This is a genomic window from Dehalococcoidia bacterium (genome assembly GCA_022449765.1).
Lineage (GTDB): Bacteria > Chloroflexota > Dehalococcoidia > Lucifugimonadales > Australimonadaceae > UBA2963.
The window spans coordinates 39,608-54,148 of record JAKUPZ010000012.1; the positions used below are offsets into that span (position 1 = coordinate 39,608).

A 14,541-nucleotide genomic window follows, 5' to 3' on the forward strand; every position below is an offset into this window, starting at 1 on the left:
GTCTATTTGATACTCTATGAGTAGGTAACTCATGGAATCTTCAAATAAATCAAAACGTAATTTTCTTTTTTTCGTAATAAGCGTTTCTCCTTTCCTCGCATTAGTTGCTTTGCTGACGTGGGGTCAATTCCGAACCGATGACTCTTTAGGTATGGCTCAAAGTCATTCTCAATTCAATGATATGCCCAGTGAATATAAATTAGCCCCTACTTTCGCAGGGAATGACATATATACAGGTAAAGCTATTGATTTCGATGAATCCCAAGCAAAGGCCACAATGGTTACTTTCTGGTCTTCCTGGTGCGTTTCTTGCAAGTCAGAAGCTGCACAAATTGCGAAGCTCTATAAGGACTACGAGGGGCAGCCAGTTGAATTCATTGGGATTTCAATTTGGGACGAATCCGGCAGTGCATACCGATATATAGAAAATTTTGCTATCCAGTACCCTAATATCCTGGATTCTCGTGGTCGCGCAGCGGTCGCGTTTGGAGTAAGAGGTGTACCAGAAAAATTTTTCATTGACTCCAATGGCCGTGTAGTACATCAGATCAACGGACCTACAACTCCTTCAAAAGTTCGTAATGTTATTGATTCGCTTCTTCAGTCATGAAGGCTGAGAAGGCAAAACCGGAAATTACTATTCAAGAGGCTATTGAAACTTGGTATAAATCAAATGGAAGAGATCTCCCTTGGCGCCGAACTAAAGATCCTTACAAAATTTTAGTCTCAGAGATAATGCTGCAACAAACGCAAGTAAGCAGAGTGGTTCCAAAATATATGCAGTTTGTTAAGGAATTTCCGTCTTTTCCTTTGCTTGCAGAAGCTCCCGTAGCTGAAGTTATTCGCATATGGTCCGGAATGGGCTACAACAATCGAGCTGTGCGCCTGCACAAACTTGCTGGAATAGTAGCTTATGAATTGAAAGGTGTCTTACCTAGCACAGTAGAGGAACTCAAAAAATTACCCGGGATCGGTGAATATACTGCGGCCGCAGTAGCATGCTTCGCATTTGGTTCAACTCATCCAATTCTCGATACTAATATTTACCGTGTCTTGAGTAGGATTTTCCATGGAACTAATCCTCCTTCAAAACAAGTCCTTCATGTCCTTGCAGGGGAATTAACACCGAAAGCTGCTTCTGCATCCTCTTGGAGCCAAGCACTTATGGATATTGGTGCAACCATATGCAATATTAGGCGCCCTCAATGCATTAGCTGCCCTGCTATGAAGTACTGCCACGCAGCACCTAAATTGCAGGACGGATCGAGTCAGATGTTAGCTGTCGACTCAGCTCCTCCTATCCCCAAGCAATCCAAATTCCACGGTTCTCCACGGTATTTTCGCGGGCGGATAATCGATATATTGATAAACGCTGGTGAAAATGGAGTTTCTGAGGAGGAGCTAATACGTTCGCTAGAAAACAATGATTTTGACATCAATGGTTTAATAACTGCCTTAGAATCGGATGGCTTGGTTAAGCGCGTGCCTGGGAGAATCACGCTCCCATGAGTAATTGAAAAAATTGCCGCACTGCGGGTCGGAGTTTTTCCCAAGGGTCTATTTCGCTTTTTTGTATAGGATCCACTAATTGCCAAATAGGTATTCCTTCTTGTGAGGTCCACAACCCATCGAACCAAAACCCTTCGTCAGCATTTTCATTTGGCCTATATGTCTTCCCTACTAAGCCAGAGGCTCCTTGAGATTCCCAAGCATTGAGTAATATGCCGGATTTAGCTATTGCAATCGCTTCGGTCCAATAGCATTTACGTTCATCACCTTCGTACCTACTCATCAGCTTGATCAGCTCGTCGGCTCTTTGAAAACCTGAAAGTCCAGAATCGAAATGCCGCCTAGTGTGCAAGCTGCACCATGAGGGCTCCAGGGCCGGTATCTGCACTCCGCCATCAGTAGCTATCGTGATTTCATTATCTAATCTTGAGGCGCTTGCGGCTTTTGCAACTGCGATAGCCAAATGTGAGCCCTGTGTCTCTTTATCATCTTCGTCGATGCTCAGGTCGAGTCGTTGCTCAGAAGAGATATTTATATCAAGCCCATTGAGCAGCCGTGCTATACGCTCTATCTTCGCACTGTTAGATGTCGCTATACGTAAGTTAATCATTGTATGCGGCCAAATTCCTTCTCCAGGGATTGAAGGGAGATACGCAAAAGTGTAGGTCTTCCATGGGGGCAATGATTAGGATTGCCCTCGTTCACCAAGGCGTTACCGAGCGCCTGTATCTCGCTAATGCTGAGTTTCTGCCCAGCGCGTATTGCACTGTGGCATGCTAAGGAAGCAGCAATATTAGCATGCGTATCTGTCAAATCTGTATTTCTTGCTAGTGACTGAAGTGTTTCGTTGATAAATTTTTTGATATCCATGCTCCGGCCAACCAAGGGTACGCTTCGTATCAGCAAAGAATCATTCCCAAATGCTTCGAAATTAAGCCCGTAGCGCTCAAAAGAATTTGAATATGACGAAATTACATCCATTTGCTCGGGAGTAAGATCTACCACTATCGGTTGGAGCATCGGTTGAATTTCTGGCGCTTTGAGCTCCCACTGACTTAACAATCGATAATACAAAAGAGATTCATGAGCGGAGTGCTGGTCGATGAGGTACATCCCATCCCCACCATCAGCGACAAGAAACATATTTGCTATCTGTCCTACCATTTCTAGATGAGGGAAATTTGTACTTGATCCAACAATTGTGTCCGGGATTTGTTCAGCACGTTCAGGAAATCGAGATGCGTAGGTCCCATCGAGATTAGCAGGAAACCCAAATCCGGGCTGATTACTTGCTTCAGGAACAGCAGTATATGAATTAATAGCGATGCCGTGAGCCTCAATGACTGGGTATTGCTTCAATATGGCTTCCCTGATTGCCCGATGGACACTAGAGAAACCATCATTTTCATTTACTAGTCGTACTTCTCTTTTGTTGGGATGCACATTGACATCAACTTCAGTAGACGGAATCTCTAGGAATATAACTGAAATTGGGTAATTGCCTTGCATCAGTAGGCCTCTGTATGCTTCTTCAATTGCAGCAGCGATGGATCTATTGGTAATCCATCTCCCATTGATGAAAATACTTATACCAGTCCTATTGCCCTTGTAGTGCTCAGGGGCCGAGGTGAGGCCCATTACCTGGTATCGCCCAGCATGTGAATTAACCTCTATCATTGAGTTTGCTTGGTTAACCCCACGCAATGCGCTAATAACATCTCTCAACTGCCCATTTCCCGATGTTACTAGTTTATTTTTGTTATCTGCAGTGTACGTAAATTTGACATGCGAATTTGCTAAAGCCAAATGTTCTACTGTGTTCAGGATTCTCGATCCCTCAGCCTGGTATGACTTTATGAATTTTAGCCGTGCAGGAATGGTCGAAAATAGTGATTCAACAAGAATCGAAGTTCCAAGTGATGCGCCAACCTGCTGGGGTGGAGATATTTGCCCGTTCTCAATATTTGCCAAAAAAGCGCTATCTGAGCCGGTAGGTCGTGTAACAAGCGTCACTTTACTTGCGGCAGCAATGCTCGCTAGAGCTTCTCCCCGAAATCCAAATGTACTGATACTCGATAAATCTTCAACTGTTGCAAGCTTACTAGTGGCATGGCGATGAAACGCCAGATCTATCTCATCAGGTGAAATGCCACATCCATTATCAGTGACTCGAATCCAAGACAAGCCACCAAGCTCAACTTGGATTGAAATTTCAGTTGAACCAGCATCAATAGAGTTTTCTACAAGCTCTTTGATTACTGACGCAGGTCTTTCTATAACTTCCCCCGCAGCAATCCTGGCAGCAATTTCAGCTGGCAATACTTTAATACTCATTCAGTCCTTACTTTATCAACCAGTCTATAGACAAGTAAATAAGACCTAACATTACGCAAATTATATATTGAGCAATTCTTTTATTTGCTTAACCGAAGCACCTGGGATAATGGTACCGTCTATAACTAAAAGTGGTCGCCTCCAGTAGCGCGGTTCTTCAAGTAAAAGCTCGAACATGGCTTCTTCAGTCAATGTCTCCGCCAATATTCCACTCTTTTTGAACGCAGCAGATTTAAAGTTGAAAATGGTGCTAGGCAACTGATCACCCAAAAGTTTTCTTAGTTCAGCATCTGAAAATTTTTCTTTAAAAAAATCTTTTTCCGTAAAATCCTGACCTGCCTGCAAAAGCAACGCTTTTGCTGTTCGGCAGGTTCCTCATTTCGCCCAATGTGCTAAAAATACATCTTTCACTATTTCACCTCAATTCGCATTTTAGGCGCAAAGAATACCATCGTCCAAGTATCTGTAGTGCTATCATTCTGCTATGACTGAATTTATTTTATTGCTAGTTAGATGGATTCACTCTGTTGCAGCACTAACATGGGTTGGTGGCGCTATTTTTTACTGGTTCATCATGAGGCCATCGATACAAACAGGAATATTACCGGATCCAATCATTCAGTTTGCCCGGAAAGAATTTGGACAAATCGTTATTCTCTCAATGTGGGCACTGCTAATTACTGGAGCTATTCTATTCTTTGAAAGAATTTCCTTACCATCAGCCACCCCTATCTATGTGATGGTACTTGCCATAAAAGTAGCGCTGTCTGCCTGGATGTTCTTCCTTACCGTAGGACCCAAAGGTCGAGCTGCTATTAAAGTCGCACGCCAGGGTAGATGGCGGAATATGGTTGATGCGTTAGGCCATATTAATATGACCGTTATTTTAGGCTTGGCAATATTTTTACTGTCAGACTACTTAAGGCAAATCATAGAAAATCACGTATCATAGATGCATTATGAAAAAAGATTTACTCGGAATATTAGCTTGCCCTGTAGACAAAAACTCCCTTGAACTAATCATTCAAGACGAGAACAATAATGAAATTATTAACGGTAGCTTGGTTTGTAACTCCTGTAGTAGGACTTTCCCCATTGTTAATGCAATACCAAATTTCTTGATTTAATTCACACATATACACTTTATAGATATAGACATCCTAAATTAATATGGGTATATTAATTATATTATTAGTTCACACTAATAATATTACTTAGTAGTATTTTATCAAAATGGGATGGGAGAGCGTATGAAGTTACTTGCATTAATTTCTGCATTGGTTCTTGCAATGGCAACCGTTGCCTGTAGCAGTGACCCTGAAATTGTAGAAAAAATCGTAGAAGTAGAAGTGGAAAAGATTGTCGAGAAGACAGTTGAAGTACCTGTAGAGAAGGTTGTAGAAAAAATTGTCGAGAAGGAAGTAGAAGTTACTGTCGAGAAAATCGTCGAAAAGCCCGTGGAAAAAATTGTAGAGAAAACCACTACAGTTGAGGTAGAGAAGGACCCAGGTTCGTTGGTAATCTATTCGGGTCGTAAAGAGAGCCTTGTCGGGCCTATCATCGAGCAATTCGCTGACGCTACTGGCATTAAAGTTGATGTCAAATACGGAAAATCAGCAGCAATGGCAGCAACCCTCAATGAAGAAGGTTCTAATAGCCCTGCAGATGTATTTTATGCGCAGGATCCAGGAGCCCTTGGTTCAGTAGAGGGCATGATGCAGGCATTACCTACTGCAACGTTGGAGAAAATTCCAGCATGGGCACAGGATGATGACGGCAAATGGGTTGGTGTATCTGGCCGGGCTCGAGTGCTCGTCTACAGCCCTACCCGCGTAAAGGACAATGAGCTACCTAACACCATTCTTGAGCTTACCCACCCAAGATACAAAGGGCGCTTAGGCTGGGCACCAACCAATGGTTCCTTGCTAACGATGATTACCGGAATGCGTGAGGTATGGGGCGAGGAAAAAACCTCAAACTGGATAAAAGGCTTACTAGCCAATGATATCAAGATATACCCCAAGAACACACCTCAGGTTCAGGCTGTTCACGATGGTGAAATCGATTTTGGTCTAGTAAATCACTATTACCTCTATCGCTTCGTTACAGAAGCCGGTGAAGATTTCAAGGCACGTAACTACCACGTTCCAAGTGCAGGACCTGGTGCGCTAGTGATGGTTTCTGGTGCTTCTGTACTTAAAACAGCAAAAAACAAGGATAACGCTGAGCGATTTATCAATTTCATGATTTCAAAGGTCGCACAGCAGTACCTGGCAGGACAAATTTTTGAATACCCATTAGTTGATGGAGTGAAAACTAACCGTTTGCTTACTCCAATAGCTGATATCAAACAACCAGATATTGCCCTCTCTGATCTATCAGACTTGGCAGGAACAACCGACCTATTGCGTTCATTGGGAGCTCTTCCATAACGCAATAGTTAACATATAGGTTTAACCCCAACAGAAACGGCACACACACACGATGATACGACTTTGGGGGACCTAAAATCGGCCATGTGCACCCATGGCTGGGCACGATGAAGAAACGCCTTTTGGTGTTCGTCGAGCAAAACCACTGTCCGTTGAAGGCGCCGGTATATCCGGCGCCTTTCTTATTACTATGTTCGCATTGACATCAATATAGAGTTTGTATATATTAACTTTAATACTTAGTACGTACATAGTTCTAAGGTGATAACAAAGTGGAGCGTATATGAAGATATTCAGTTTAATTTCTGCAGTGGTCTTAGCGATGGCATTAGTTGCTTGTAGTAGTGACCCTGAAATTGTCGAAAAAGTTGTAGAAGTAGAAAAAATTGTTGAGGTCGAGAAAGACCCAGGTTCATTGGTGATCTACTCAGGTCGTAAAGAGAGCCTCGTTGGTCCTATCATAGAGCAGTTTTCAGACGCTACTGGCATCGAAGTTGAGGTCAAATACGGAAAATCTGCAGCAATGGCAGCAACCCTCAGTGAAGAAGGTTCAAACAGCCCTGCGGACGTATTTTATGCACAGGATCCAGGAGCGCTTGGTTCAGTAGAAGCCATGATGCAGGCATTGCCGGCTGCAACATTGGAGAAAATTCCAGCATGGGCACAGGATAATGATGGCAAATGGGTCGGTGTATCTGGCCGAGCTCGTGTCCTTGTCTACAGTCCTGACCGTGTAAATGCTAATGATTTGCCAAAGGACATCAGTGAACTAACTGACTCGAAGTGGAAAGGGCGCCTTGGATGGGCACCAACAAACGGTTCCCTGCTAACAATGATTACCGGAATGCGTAAGGTATGGGGCGAGGAAAAAACCGCAGAGTGGATCAAAGGCTTGCTGGCAAACGATATAAAGATTTACCCAAAGAACACTCCTCAAGTTCAGGCCGTTCACGATGGTGAAATCGACTTGGGTCTAGTAAATCACTATTATCTCTATCGATTCGTTACAGAAGCCGGTGAAGATTTCAAGGCACGTAACTACCACATTCCTAGTGCTGGCCCAGGTGCTTTAGTCATGGTTTCTGGTGCGTCAGTTCTTAAAACAGCAAAAAACAAAGATAATGCTGAACGATTTATCAATTTCATGATTTCAAAGGTTGCACAGCAGTATCTTGCAGGGCAAATTTTCGAGTATCCTCTTGTAGAGGGAGTAAAGACTAACCGTCTTCTTACACCTGTAGAGGATATCAATCAACCAGATATCGCCTTGTCTGACCTATCAGACTTGGCGGGCACAACAGAATTATTGCGTTCATTGGGGGCATTGCCTTAACGCAATACTAACTATGGAGGTACCCCCAATAGAAACGACACGACACACGATGATACGACTTTGGGGACCCGATCATTCGGCCAGGTGCACCCTTGGCTGAGTGGCGCGATGAACAAACGCCTCCCGGGAGTTCATCGGGCAAACAACCTTTCGGAGGCACTAGGTCTAACCTGGTGCCTCCCCTTTTCATATTAATTCCAGCATTGCTCATAGGGGTATTGATACTGATACCACCTTGTTACCTGCTTATCCGATCTGTTGGCTCTGGCAGCAGTGCAATGGACATACTAACTTCGCAACGAACCTTAGAAATACTTTTGCGTACGCTTTTACTAATGCTAAGCGTCAGCTTTTTTTGCTGCATATTAGGAGTTTCGCTTGCTTGGCTTACAGTAAAGACCAATATGCCCTTACGCAAAGTTATTGGAATACTTACAAGCTTGCCATTAGTCATTCCAAGCTATGTATTTGGGCTCCTTGCGATAACAGCCTTAGGTCCTTACGGAAAACTTCAACAATTCCTTGAACCCATTGGCGTAGAGAAAATTCCTTCATTCTACGGGTTCTGGGGTGCTACCTTTGTATTGGTTTTCCTCTCGTATCCATATGTGATGCTTCCAGTACGAGCAGCATTCAAACGAATAGACCCAGCTTTTGAAGAAGCTGCCAGAGGGCTAGGTAAAAACGCGACTCAAACGTTTTTTTCCATCACTCTGCCAATGCTGAGACCATCAATAGTTGCAGGGGCTTTACTCGTTGCACTTTATACATTAAGTGACTTTGGTGCGGTCTCACTTCTAAGGTATCAAACGTTTACATGGGCCATTTTTATACAATACGAGACAGCCTTTGATCGAAGTATTGCTGCAGCTCTCTCACTAGTCTTGGTTGGGGTAGCGCTAATATTGGTATTTGTAGAAAGCTTTAGCCAAGGGAAGAGTAGGTATTACCGTATCTCCCCCGGCAATCAACGCACGAATAAAATAGTTGATCTTGGGTCATGGCGATGGGTTGCCCTAGCCTATTCCTCATTAGTGATTGGGCTATCGTTAGTTATGCCTGTCTCCATATTAGTCTATTGGGTGATTCGCGGCATTTCAGTTGGTGAACGTTTTGACCTTCTCTGGGAACACACTTTCAATACTGTCTCGATTGCTTTTTTTGCAGCACTCGCCACAGCCGTAGCTGCAATTCCAATTGCGGTACTTAACGTTAGATACAAATCACGTATTTCTATTGCCATAGAGCGAATGACTTATGTGGGATTTGCATTACCAGGACTTGCAGTTGCGTTGGCCTTTGTATTTTTCGGAACTGCGGTACCAAACCCTCTGTATCAAACAACAACTATATTGGTAATTGCCTATCTAGTACTTTTTCTTTCAGCCAGCGTGGGAAGCACCCAGGCAGCTTTATTGCAAATCAGCCCACGGCTAGAAGAGGCTTCGCGTAGTTTAGGGAAATCTTCCTTGCAGTCTTTCCGCCTGATTACTCTACCTCTAGCATTGCGAGGTATATTCGCTGGTTCTGGCCTTGTTTTTCTATTAACTATGAAAGAACTACCGGCAACGTTGATTTTAAGCCCGCCTGGTTTCAGGACACTGGCTACATCTATTTGGAGTGCTGCATCTGAGGCATTCTTTGCACGAGCAGCTCTACCAGCGCTAGTATTAATCCTCATAGCAGGCGTTCCAATGGCTCTATTACTTATTAGGGAAAATAATAAAGATTAAGCCACCGAGGTAATCTCTATACCTGCCTCACGAGCAGCGCGCTGAATTACCAATGTCGTGGTTATAGCCAATATACCGTGTGCCCCTGCTTTCGCTAAAACATCAGTACTTACTGTTTTCAACGCCTCTGCCTGCTCCCCGGACACACCAAGCTCTGCCGCAACACCATCCATATCACGCACGAAGCGTTTTACTAGTTCGTCGTTTGTACGTAGGGCAAAAAGCGCTTTGTTAAGTGGGTAGGTTTCAGGTGTGGGATATTTGTAGAACTCGTATCCTTGGCCTTTAAATTCAAAGCCTCCATATTTAGGGATATCGCGCGGTTCTTGGCCTCGGCCCCCTCGATCAGGAATAAAGCGCATGACTCCGTGGCCGTGATGAGAGGTTGGCTGATAACTGAGCAATTCGCCACGCTTGTTACCAATTGCGCCAAACATAATTAGCCATGGGAGCAATTCAGTATTCCCTACTTCATCGAGTTGTTCACCTGTAAGGTCCAGCAGTGATTCGGGGCGGCCCTCTTCTAATTCTTGAATAACCCAGTGATCAAATTCATACTCTGGATAGAAATATTTCCAGGTTCCTGGGTAGTGAGATAGCCCTCCACTTGCAAGGATTGCTACTTTTTCTGGTCTTTGATCTATTACTTTCCGGATAGCTTCGCCCACTTGAATACAGCGCTGTGCGGTAGGTAGTGGGGGTAAATAAACATTCACAAACATCGGGATAATTGGAATTGAACGACCTTGGTGAATGTACTCCAAAGGAGTAGCAAATGCGTGCCCCAACAAAGCCTCGTGGGCGTAAGCCAAATCTATTCCCTCTTCTACTAGTCCATTAAGTAAATCGACGGCCAGCCCTTGGTGAATTGGGACTTCATAGTCATGCCCTGCAAATTCAGCAGTCGCAGTATCTCCTGTAACTATCGCAAATGCCGGGACTGAGCCTGGGAAAAAAGTCTCTACATGATCAATCCCAATCAGAATCAGCGCGTCAGGATTGGTAGCATCAAGCTCTGAGCCCAAAATTCCCATTGCATCAATCCCTGCTTGTAATTGAGCCTGATCTTCTTGAGGGGGCCTAGTAAGCAATTGGGGTGCATGCACCGATCCAGCCGCCCATACGATTTCTCCCATTTTTGTCTCCTATTAATTCAGTACTACGCCACCATCAACTATTAACGTCTGGCCGGTTATGAAATCACTCTCTTTAGAGATAAAGAAAATTCCTGCGCCTACAAGGTCTTCTGGGACTTCTATCCTTTTGATCGACCGATCCGGTATTCTAGCCGCAAACTGTTCAATATCATGCTCTTCCGTTTCACTTGCAGTTAAGCCAGGTGCAATAGAGTTAACAGTGATATTCCAATCGCCAACTTCTCTAGATAGCACACGCGTTATGGCAATTACTCCGCCTTTGGAAGCGACATAATGCACCAAGTTTGCTCGGCCATTGAAATAAGTGCCAGAGCTCATGTTAATTATTTTACCGTATTTTCGTTCTTTCATATGAGGCAGTACAGCCCGTGTCGACAGGAATACTCCCTTTAAGTTAACTGCTAGCATTCGATCGAATTCATCTACAGGAATTTCTTCAAGTGGAGCTCTAGTATGCTGAACCCTTATTGCTATAGCAGCATTATTTACCAATCCATCGATTTTACCAAAATGCTTAATGGTTTCAGATGCCATAAATTCAGTTTGCATCTGATCCGATACGTCGACTTGTACTGCTAGGGCATTGCCACCCGCTTCATTAATTTCTATGGCCGACGCCTCCGCGGCCTCACCGTTTATGTCGGCTAATACAACGCTTGCGCCTTCACGAACATACCCATCAGCAAAAGCTCTACCTATTCCAGCCGCGCCTCCGGTTATGATTATTACTCGGTCATCTAGTCGTCCCATATCTACTCCTTTAAACCCCAAATCCGTCTGGAGCCTGCCAACGGTGCATCCAATCAACAATAGAATCTAATGGCAAAACATCAGCATATTTACTATGCATGTCGAATAAATTAATTGCATGGGGTGCTTCATGCCTGTCAAAAACGCACTCTTCTGCAACAACCATTCGATAGCGATTAGTGCACCCGTCGACTACTGAAGCTCTCACACAGCCGCTCGTGCTCTCTCCTGCCACTATTACCGTATCGATACCAAGCGCTGTTAAATGTCCGGCTACAGGTGTTCCCCAAAATGCACTGGGGGAGGTTTTTTTCAATAGAACTTCCCCCTCTATCGGGGCAAGCTCGGGGATTATGTCGTACTTATCCTCGCGAGTTTTGTTTCCGTCTCCCATATAGCCTGCGCGCCCTTCACCAGTACTAGTGATTCCAGACCATCCAATTACTCCAGATTCCCTCTCTGGAAGACCCGTCACATGTACCACTGGTATGCCTACTTCACGAGCAGTAGCTAGAAGTTTCTGAATATATGGCAGCGAATCCCACGCTGCTAGGCCGCAGCTGCCTGGCCATTCATCCATTGCTTCAATAAGAGGTAACGGCTTATCTCCAAAAACCCATCGGTATAGATCAATCATCAATAGTGCGGGCCTTGCACCAAATCCTCTCAGCTTATGGCCACTTGCATTAATATGGGTCTTATCATGTTCACTCAGGTATTGATCCCAAACACGTTCCATATGCAAACCTCCAATCGGACGCTAACCGTATCATAGAAACCCGTGGTAAATTAATAGTGGAGTCATAATGTACGCTAGCGTATTGCGGTTCGAATCGAATACCAAAGATTTAGAAGAGATAGAAGCTCTTTTCGAGAAGTCATTAATACCAGAAATGCGGCTTCAAAATGGGTATGAAGGCTGTTATTTCCTCCGTGCCTCTAAAACGCAAGGTTTGGCCGTCACTTTGTGGGAGTCAAAAGACGCCCTTGAAGCGAACAATCAGAACGAGGCTTTCAGCACTATCCTTAGATCATTTGTAGAAGACTTGGGTGCGGAAGTCAGAATGAAGCCTTATCAAGTCCGCTACGCAGACCATCAAATGCACCCTTAATCTTCTAGCTGCGTTGTCTGGGCACCCTTACGCGTTATCGTTATATGCGAAAACGTACTACCCGGAACTGCTCCGTGCCAGTGCTTTTCTCCAGCAGGTGCGAAAACAACCTCTCCAACAACAAGCTCAGATTCAACCGATTCCGTTACAACAATTCCTTTTCCCTCAGTAACGATGAGTATTTGGTCGCTTTCATGAACATGAAATTTATTCTTAACCCCTGTTCCAAAGTTGACAATACTGCAATTGAAATCATCACTAGAAGGTGCAAGTGGCTGCCTTGAAACGTCGTCACTTGTAAAAAGTGAACTTGCTGCAGATTCTTTATCAATCTCATTTATCTTCCGAATTTCCATAATTACTCCTTACGTGTTGGACATGACTTTGAGCTAACACTTACTATTATGCAATGTACATTCAGGATGAAGGACCTAAATCACCGCTTTATACTCGAATGTCGATAGAGCTACTGGGATATGAATACCTTGAGCAGGCTACTGACAATTCAGCCCAAAGGGTCACTCTAAATACCACCAGAGGGCCTATAGAGGGTATATATCACGAACCAATGCATTCTGAAAGTTTTGCAGTGGTATGGGCTTCCGGAGCAAGAGGTGGATTTGACGGGCCCTCGAACGCAATTTATGCAGATCTAGCAGAATATTTTGCAGAATCCAATATTGCCTCCTTTCGCGTAAATTATCGCCATCCGGCAAATTTAGATGAATCAACACTGGATATTCTTGTTTCTGTATGGCATATGGCAAATTTAGGGTTTTCAAAAGTTGCATTAGTTGGTCATTCTTTTGGTGGAGGCGTGGTCCTCTCTGTTTCCCGATACACAACTCATGTGCGTGCAGTTGCCGTTCTAGCAAGTCAGACAGATGGGGCCGAAGAGGCTGTTTTGCTTAATGGAAGACCGATTCTGGTAGTACACGGCGAGGCGGATGCCGTATTGCCGGTGGCAAATGCCCAAACAATTTACGATTGGTCATCAAATCCCAAAGAGTTAGTTACGTTTCCACAAGGCGGGCATGGATTGCGGGAATGCCCAGAAGAGTTACGGACGCTGCTTAAAGACTGGGTTGTAAAGGTACTAATCTAACCAAATCATATATAGTGTGCATGAATGGAGGGCATTATGCTGTCTCAGGAATTAAATGATCGGCTAACTAGAGTTGGACCGGGTACTCCTATGGGCAACCTTATGCGTCGCTATTGGCATCCTATAGCAGCAAGTGTGCAGCTGGACGCAGAGAACCCCACAAAAGAAGTACGGCTCCTTGGTGAAGATTTAGTTCTCTATAGAGATTCCAGTGGTCAAATCGGCCTGATTGAGCCAAGCTGTGCTCATCGCAAGGCGAATCTCGCGTATGGAATCCCTGAAAGCAACGGCATTAGATGCGCTTACCACGGTTGGATTTTCAATGAAACTGGGGCATGCGTAGATCAGCCCTCAGAGCCAGAAGGCTCTAAATTTAAAGAAAAAGTACATATTAAAGCTTATAAAACTCAAGAACTCGCGGGGCTTATATTTGCATATTTAGGACCAGAACCTGCGCCTCTTTTGCCACGCTGGGATATCTTGGTTTGGCCTGGTGTTAAATATGCCTACGCGACTGTACTCCCTTCTAACTGGCTACAATGCCAGGAAAATTCATTAGACCCCTTACATTTTCAATGGCTGCATCGTTACTGGGGCGGCTGGAATATGAACCGCTCAAAACCTCAAGAAGAAAGAGATGAGTGGAATTTAAGAGTCTCCCATCGAGGAGCAGATCACAAGCGAATCGGTTTTGAACTCACTAACTACGGAGTAATAAAACGACGCATCGTTGAGGGCGAGACAGAAAATGACAATCATTGGCGTATAGGCCACCCAGTATTATTTCCCAACATTTTACGAGTAACTAGCTGTCTGCAATTTCGCGTACCTATTGATGACACGCATACCCTTCATATTCGGTTTGAATATAGGCAATTACGAGATGGAGAAGTCGATACAGGAATTACAACTTATGAAGATAGGCCTCTCTATTTCGAAAATGGAGGCATCAGAAACGACTATGTTATGGGTCAAGATATAACAGCATGGGTCATACAAGGACCTATAAGTGATCGTACTACCGAACACCTGGGCGTGTCTGATATAGGAATTATCATGTATCGCCGTCTCCTCGA

General features: G+C 44.3%; 17 protein-coding genes. 10 read left to right on the top strand and 7 right to left on the bottom strand.

The window, feature by feature from the left end:
• Positions 1 to 31 precede the first annotated feature (31 nt).
• Together MK127_06445 and MK127_06450 are read left to right on the top strand one after the other, a co-directional pair.
• Entirely contained in the window at positions 32 to 610 is a 579-nt protein-coding gene (locus MK127_06445) for a redoxin domain-containing protein (protein ID MCH2532432.1), read from the top strand.
• Positions 607 to 1,509: an A/G-specific adenine glycosylase gene (locus MK127_06450; protein ID MCH2532433.1), complete on the top strand. Its 903-nt coding sequence runs from the start codon at positions 607 to 609 to the stop codon at positions 1,507 to 1,509. Before MK127_06445 ends, MK127_06450 begins: the two co-directional genes overlap by 4 nt.
• Here the strand turns inward: MK127_06450 and MK127_06455 are convergent.
• Genes MK127_06455 through MK127_06465 form a run of 3 tightly spaced genes read right to left on the bottom strand, consistent with a single transcriptional unit; the run spans position 1,496 to position 4,188 of the window.
• Entirely contained in the window at positions 1,496 to 2,119 is a 624-nt protein-coding gene (locus MK127_06455; GenBank protein ID MCH2532434.1) for a hypothetical protein, read from the bottom strand. The genes MK127_06450 and MK127_06455 overlap by 14 nt on opposite strands.
• Positions 2,116 to 3,843, bottom strand: coding sequence for a DNA mismatch repair endonuclease MutL (gene mutL, locus MK127_06460; protein MCH2532435.1), 1,728 nt, complete (start codon positions 3,841 to 3,843; stop codon positions 2,116 to 2,118). Before mutL ends, MK127_06455 begins: the two co-directional genes overlap by 4 nt.
• Positions 3,844 to 3,903: 60 nt before the next feature.
• Positions 3,904 to 4,188, bottom strand: coding sequence for a hypothetical protein (locus MK127_06465; protein ID MCH2532436.1), 285 nt, complete (start codon positions 4,186 to 4,188; stop codon positions 3,904 to 3,906).
• A 139-nt stretch (positions 4,189 to 4,327) separates the two neighbouring features.
• Here MK127_06465 and MK127_06470 point away from each other — a divergent pair, with 139 nt between their 5' ends.
• The 5 genes from MK127_06470 (at position 4,328) to MK127_06490 (ending at position 9,341) form a co-directional block, all read left to right on the top strand.
• A complete protein-coding gene (locus MK127_06470) occupies positions 4,328 to 4,795 on the top strand; it encodes a hypothetical protein (GenBank protein ID MCH2532437.1) in 468 nt (155 codons plus the stop codon).
• Positions 4,796 to 4,802: 7 nt separating this feature from the next.
• A complete protein-coding gene (locus MK127_06475; GenBank protein ID MCH2532438.1) occupies positions 4,803 to 4,970 on the top strand; it encodes a Trm112 family protein in 168 nt (55 codons plus the stop codon).
• A gap of 123 nt (positions 4,971 to 5,093) precedes the next feature.
• Positions 5,094 to 6,275, top strand: coding sequence for an iron ABC transporter substrate-binding protein (locus tag MK127_06480; protein ID MCH2532439.1), 1,182 nt, complete (start codon positions 5,094 to 5,096; stop codon positions 6,273 to 6,275).
• A 283-nt stretch (positions 6,276 to 6,558) separates the two neighbouring features.
• Positions 6,559 to 7,608 (top strand): iron ABC transporter substrate-binding protein, encoded by a 1,050-nt coding sequence (locus MK127_06485; GenBank protein ID MCH2532440.1) that lies wholly within the window; start codon positions 6,559 to 6,561, stop codon positions 7,606 to 7,608.
• 278 nt (positions 7,609 to 7,886) lie between these two features.
• On the top strand, positions 7,887 to 9,341 hold the full coding sequence (locus MK127_06490; protein ID MCH2532441.1) for an iron ABC transporter permease: 1,455 nt from the start codon (positions 7,887 to 7,889) through the stop codon (positions 9,339 to 9,341).
• Here MK127_06490 and MK127_06495 read toward each other — a convergent pair.
• The 3 genes from MK127_06495 to MK127_06505 are packed head-to-tail and all read right to left on the bottom strand — an operon-like array spanning position 9,338 to position 11,987.
• Positions 9,338 to 10,477, bottom strand: coding sequence for a hypothetical protein (locus tag MK127_06495; GenBank protein ID MCH2532442.1), 1,140 nt, complete (start codon positions 10,475 to 10,477; stop codon positions 9,338 to 9,340). The two genes, MK127_06490 and MK127_06495, sit on opposite strands and share 4 nt — an antisense overlap.
• 12 nt (positions 10,478 to 10,489) lie before the next feature.
• Positions 10,490 to 11,248 carry a glucose 1-dehydrogenase gene (locus MK127_06500; protein ID MCH2532443.1) on the bottom strand — a complete coding sequence of 253 codons (759 nt, stop codon included), beginning with the start codon at positions 11,246 to 11,248 and terminating at the stop codon, positions 10,490 to 10,492.
• 10 nt (positions 11,249 to 11,258) lie between these two features.
• Positions 11,259 to 11,987, bottom strand: a complete 729-nt coding sequence (locus MK127_06505; protein MCH2532444.1) for an isochorismatase family protein — start codon at positions 11,985 to 11,987, stop codon at positions 11,259 to 11,261.
• A 67-nt stretch (positions 11,988 to 12,054) separates the two neighbouring features.
• Here MK127_06505 and MK127_06510 point away from each other — a divergent pair, with 67 nt between their 5' ends.
• On the top strand, positions 12,055 to 12,360 hold the full coding sequence (locus MK127_06510) for a hypothetical protein (protein ID MCH2532445.1): 306 nt from the start codon (positions 12,055 to 12,057) through the stop codon (positions 12,358 to 12,360).
• Here MK127_06510 and MK127_06515 read toward each other — a convergent pair.
• A complete protein-coding gene (locus MK127_06515) occupies positions 12,357 to 12,716 on the bottom strand; it encodes a cupin domain-containing protein (GenBank protein MCH2532446.1) in 360 nt (119 codons plus the stop codon). The genes MK127_06510 and MK127_06515 overlap by 4 nt on opposite strands.
• A gap of 53 nt (positions 12,717 to 12,769) precedes the next feature.
• Here MK127_06515 and MK127_06520 point away from each other — a divergent pair, with 53 nt between their 5' ends.
• Positions 12,770 to 13,465, top strand: a complete 696-nt coding sequence (locus tag MK127_06520) for an alpha/beta hydrolase (GenBank protein ID MCH2532447.1) — start codon at positions 12,770 to 12,772, stop codon at positions 13,463 to 13,465.
• Positions 13,466 to 13,501: 36 nt separating this feature from the next.
• A partial coding sequence (locus MK127_06525; GenBank protein ID MCH2532448.1) for a Rieske 2Fe-2S domain-containing protein occupies positions 13,502 to 14,541 on the top strand: 1,040 nt, incomplete at its 3' end.

Coding starts and splice junctions, on each gene's coding strand:
- MK127_06445 (MCH2532432.1), top strand. CDS start 32: ATGGAATCTTCAAATAAATCAAAACGTAATTTTCTTTTTTTCGTAATA.
- MK127_06450 (MCH2532433.1), top strand. CDS start 607: ATGAAGGCTGAGAAGGCAAAACCGGAAATTACTATTCAAGAGGCTATT.
- MK127_06455 (MCH2532434.1), bottom strand. CDS start 2,119: ATGATTAACTTACGTATAGCGACATCTAACAGTGCGAAGATAGAGCGT.
- mutL (MCH2532435.1), bottom strand. CDS start 3,843: ATGAGTATTAAAGTATTGCCAGCTGAAATTGCTGCCAGGATTGCTGCG.
- MK127_06470 (MCH2532437.1), top strand. CDS start 4,328: ATGACTGAATTTATTTTATTGCTAGTTAGATGGATTCACTCTGTTGCA.
- MK127_06475 (MCH2532438.1), top strand. CDS start 4,803: ATGAAAAAAGATTTACTCGGAATATTAGCTTGCCCTGTAGACAAAAAC.
- MK127_06480 (MCH2532439.1), top strand. CDS start 5,094: ATGAAGTTACTTGCATTAATTTCTGCATTGGTTCTTGCAATGGCAACC.
- MK127_06485 (MCH2532440.1), top strand. CDS start 6,559: ATGAAGATATTCAGTTTAATTTCTGCAGTGGTCTTAGCGATGGCATTA.
- MK127_06490 (MCH2532441.1), top strand. CDS start 7,887: ATGGACATACTAACTTCGCAACGAACCTTAGAAATACTTTTGCGTACG.
- MK127_06495 (MCH2532442.1), bottom strand. CDS start 10,477: ATGGGAGAAATCGTATGGGCGGCTGGATCGGTGCATGCACCCCAATTG.
- MK127_06500 (MCH2532443.1), bottom strand. CDS start 11,248: ATGGGACGACTAGATGACCGAGTAATAATCATAACCGGAGGCGCGGCT.
- MK127_06505 (MCH2532444.1), bottom strand. CDS start 11,987: ATGGAACGTGTTTGGGATCAATACCTGAGTGAACATGATAAGACCCAT.
- MK127_06510 (MCH2532445.1), top strand. CDS start 12,055: ATGTACGCTAGCGTATTGCGGTTCGAATCGAATACCAAAGATTTAGAA.
- MK127_06515 (MCH2532446.1), bottom strand. CDS start 12,716: ATGGAAATTCGGAAGATAAATGAGATTGATAAAGAATCTGCAGCAAGT.
- MK127_06520 (MCH2532447.1), top strand. CDS start 12,770: ATGTACATTCAGGATGAAGGACCTAAATCACCGCTTTATACTCGAATG.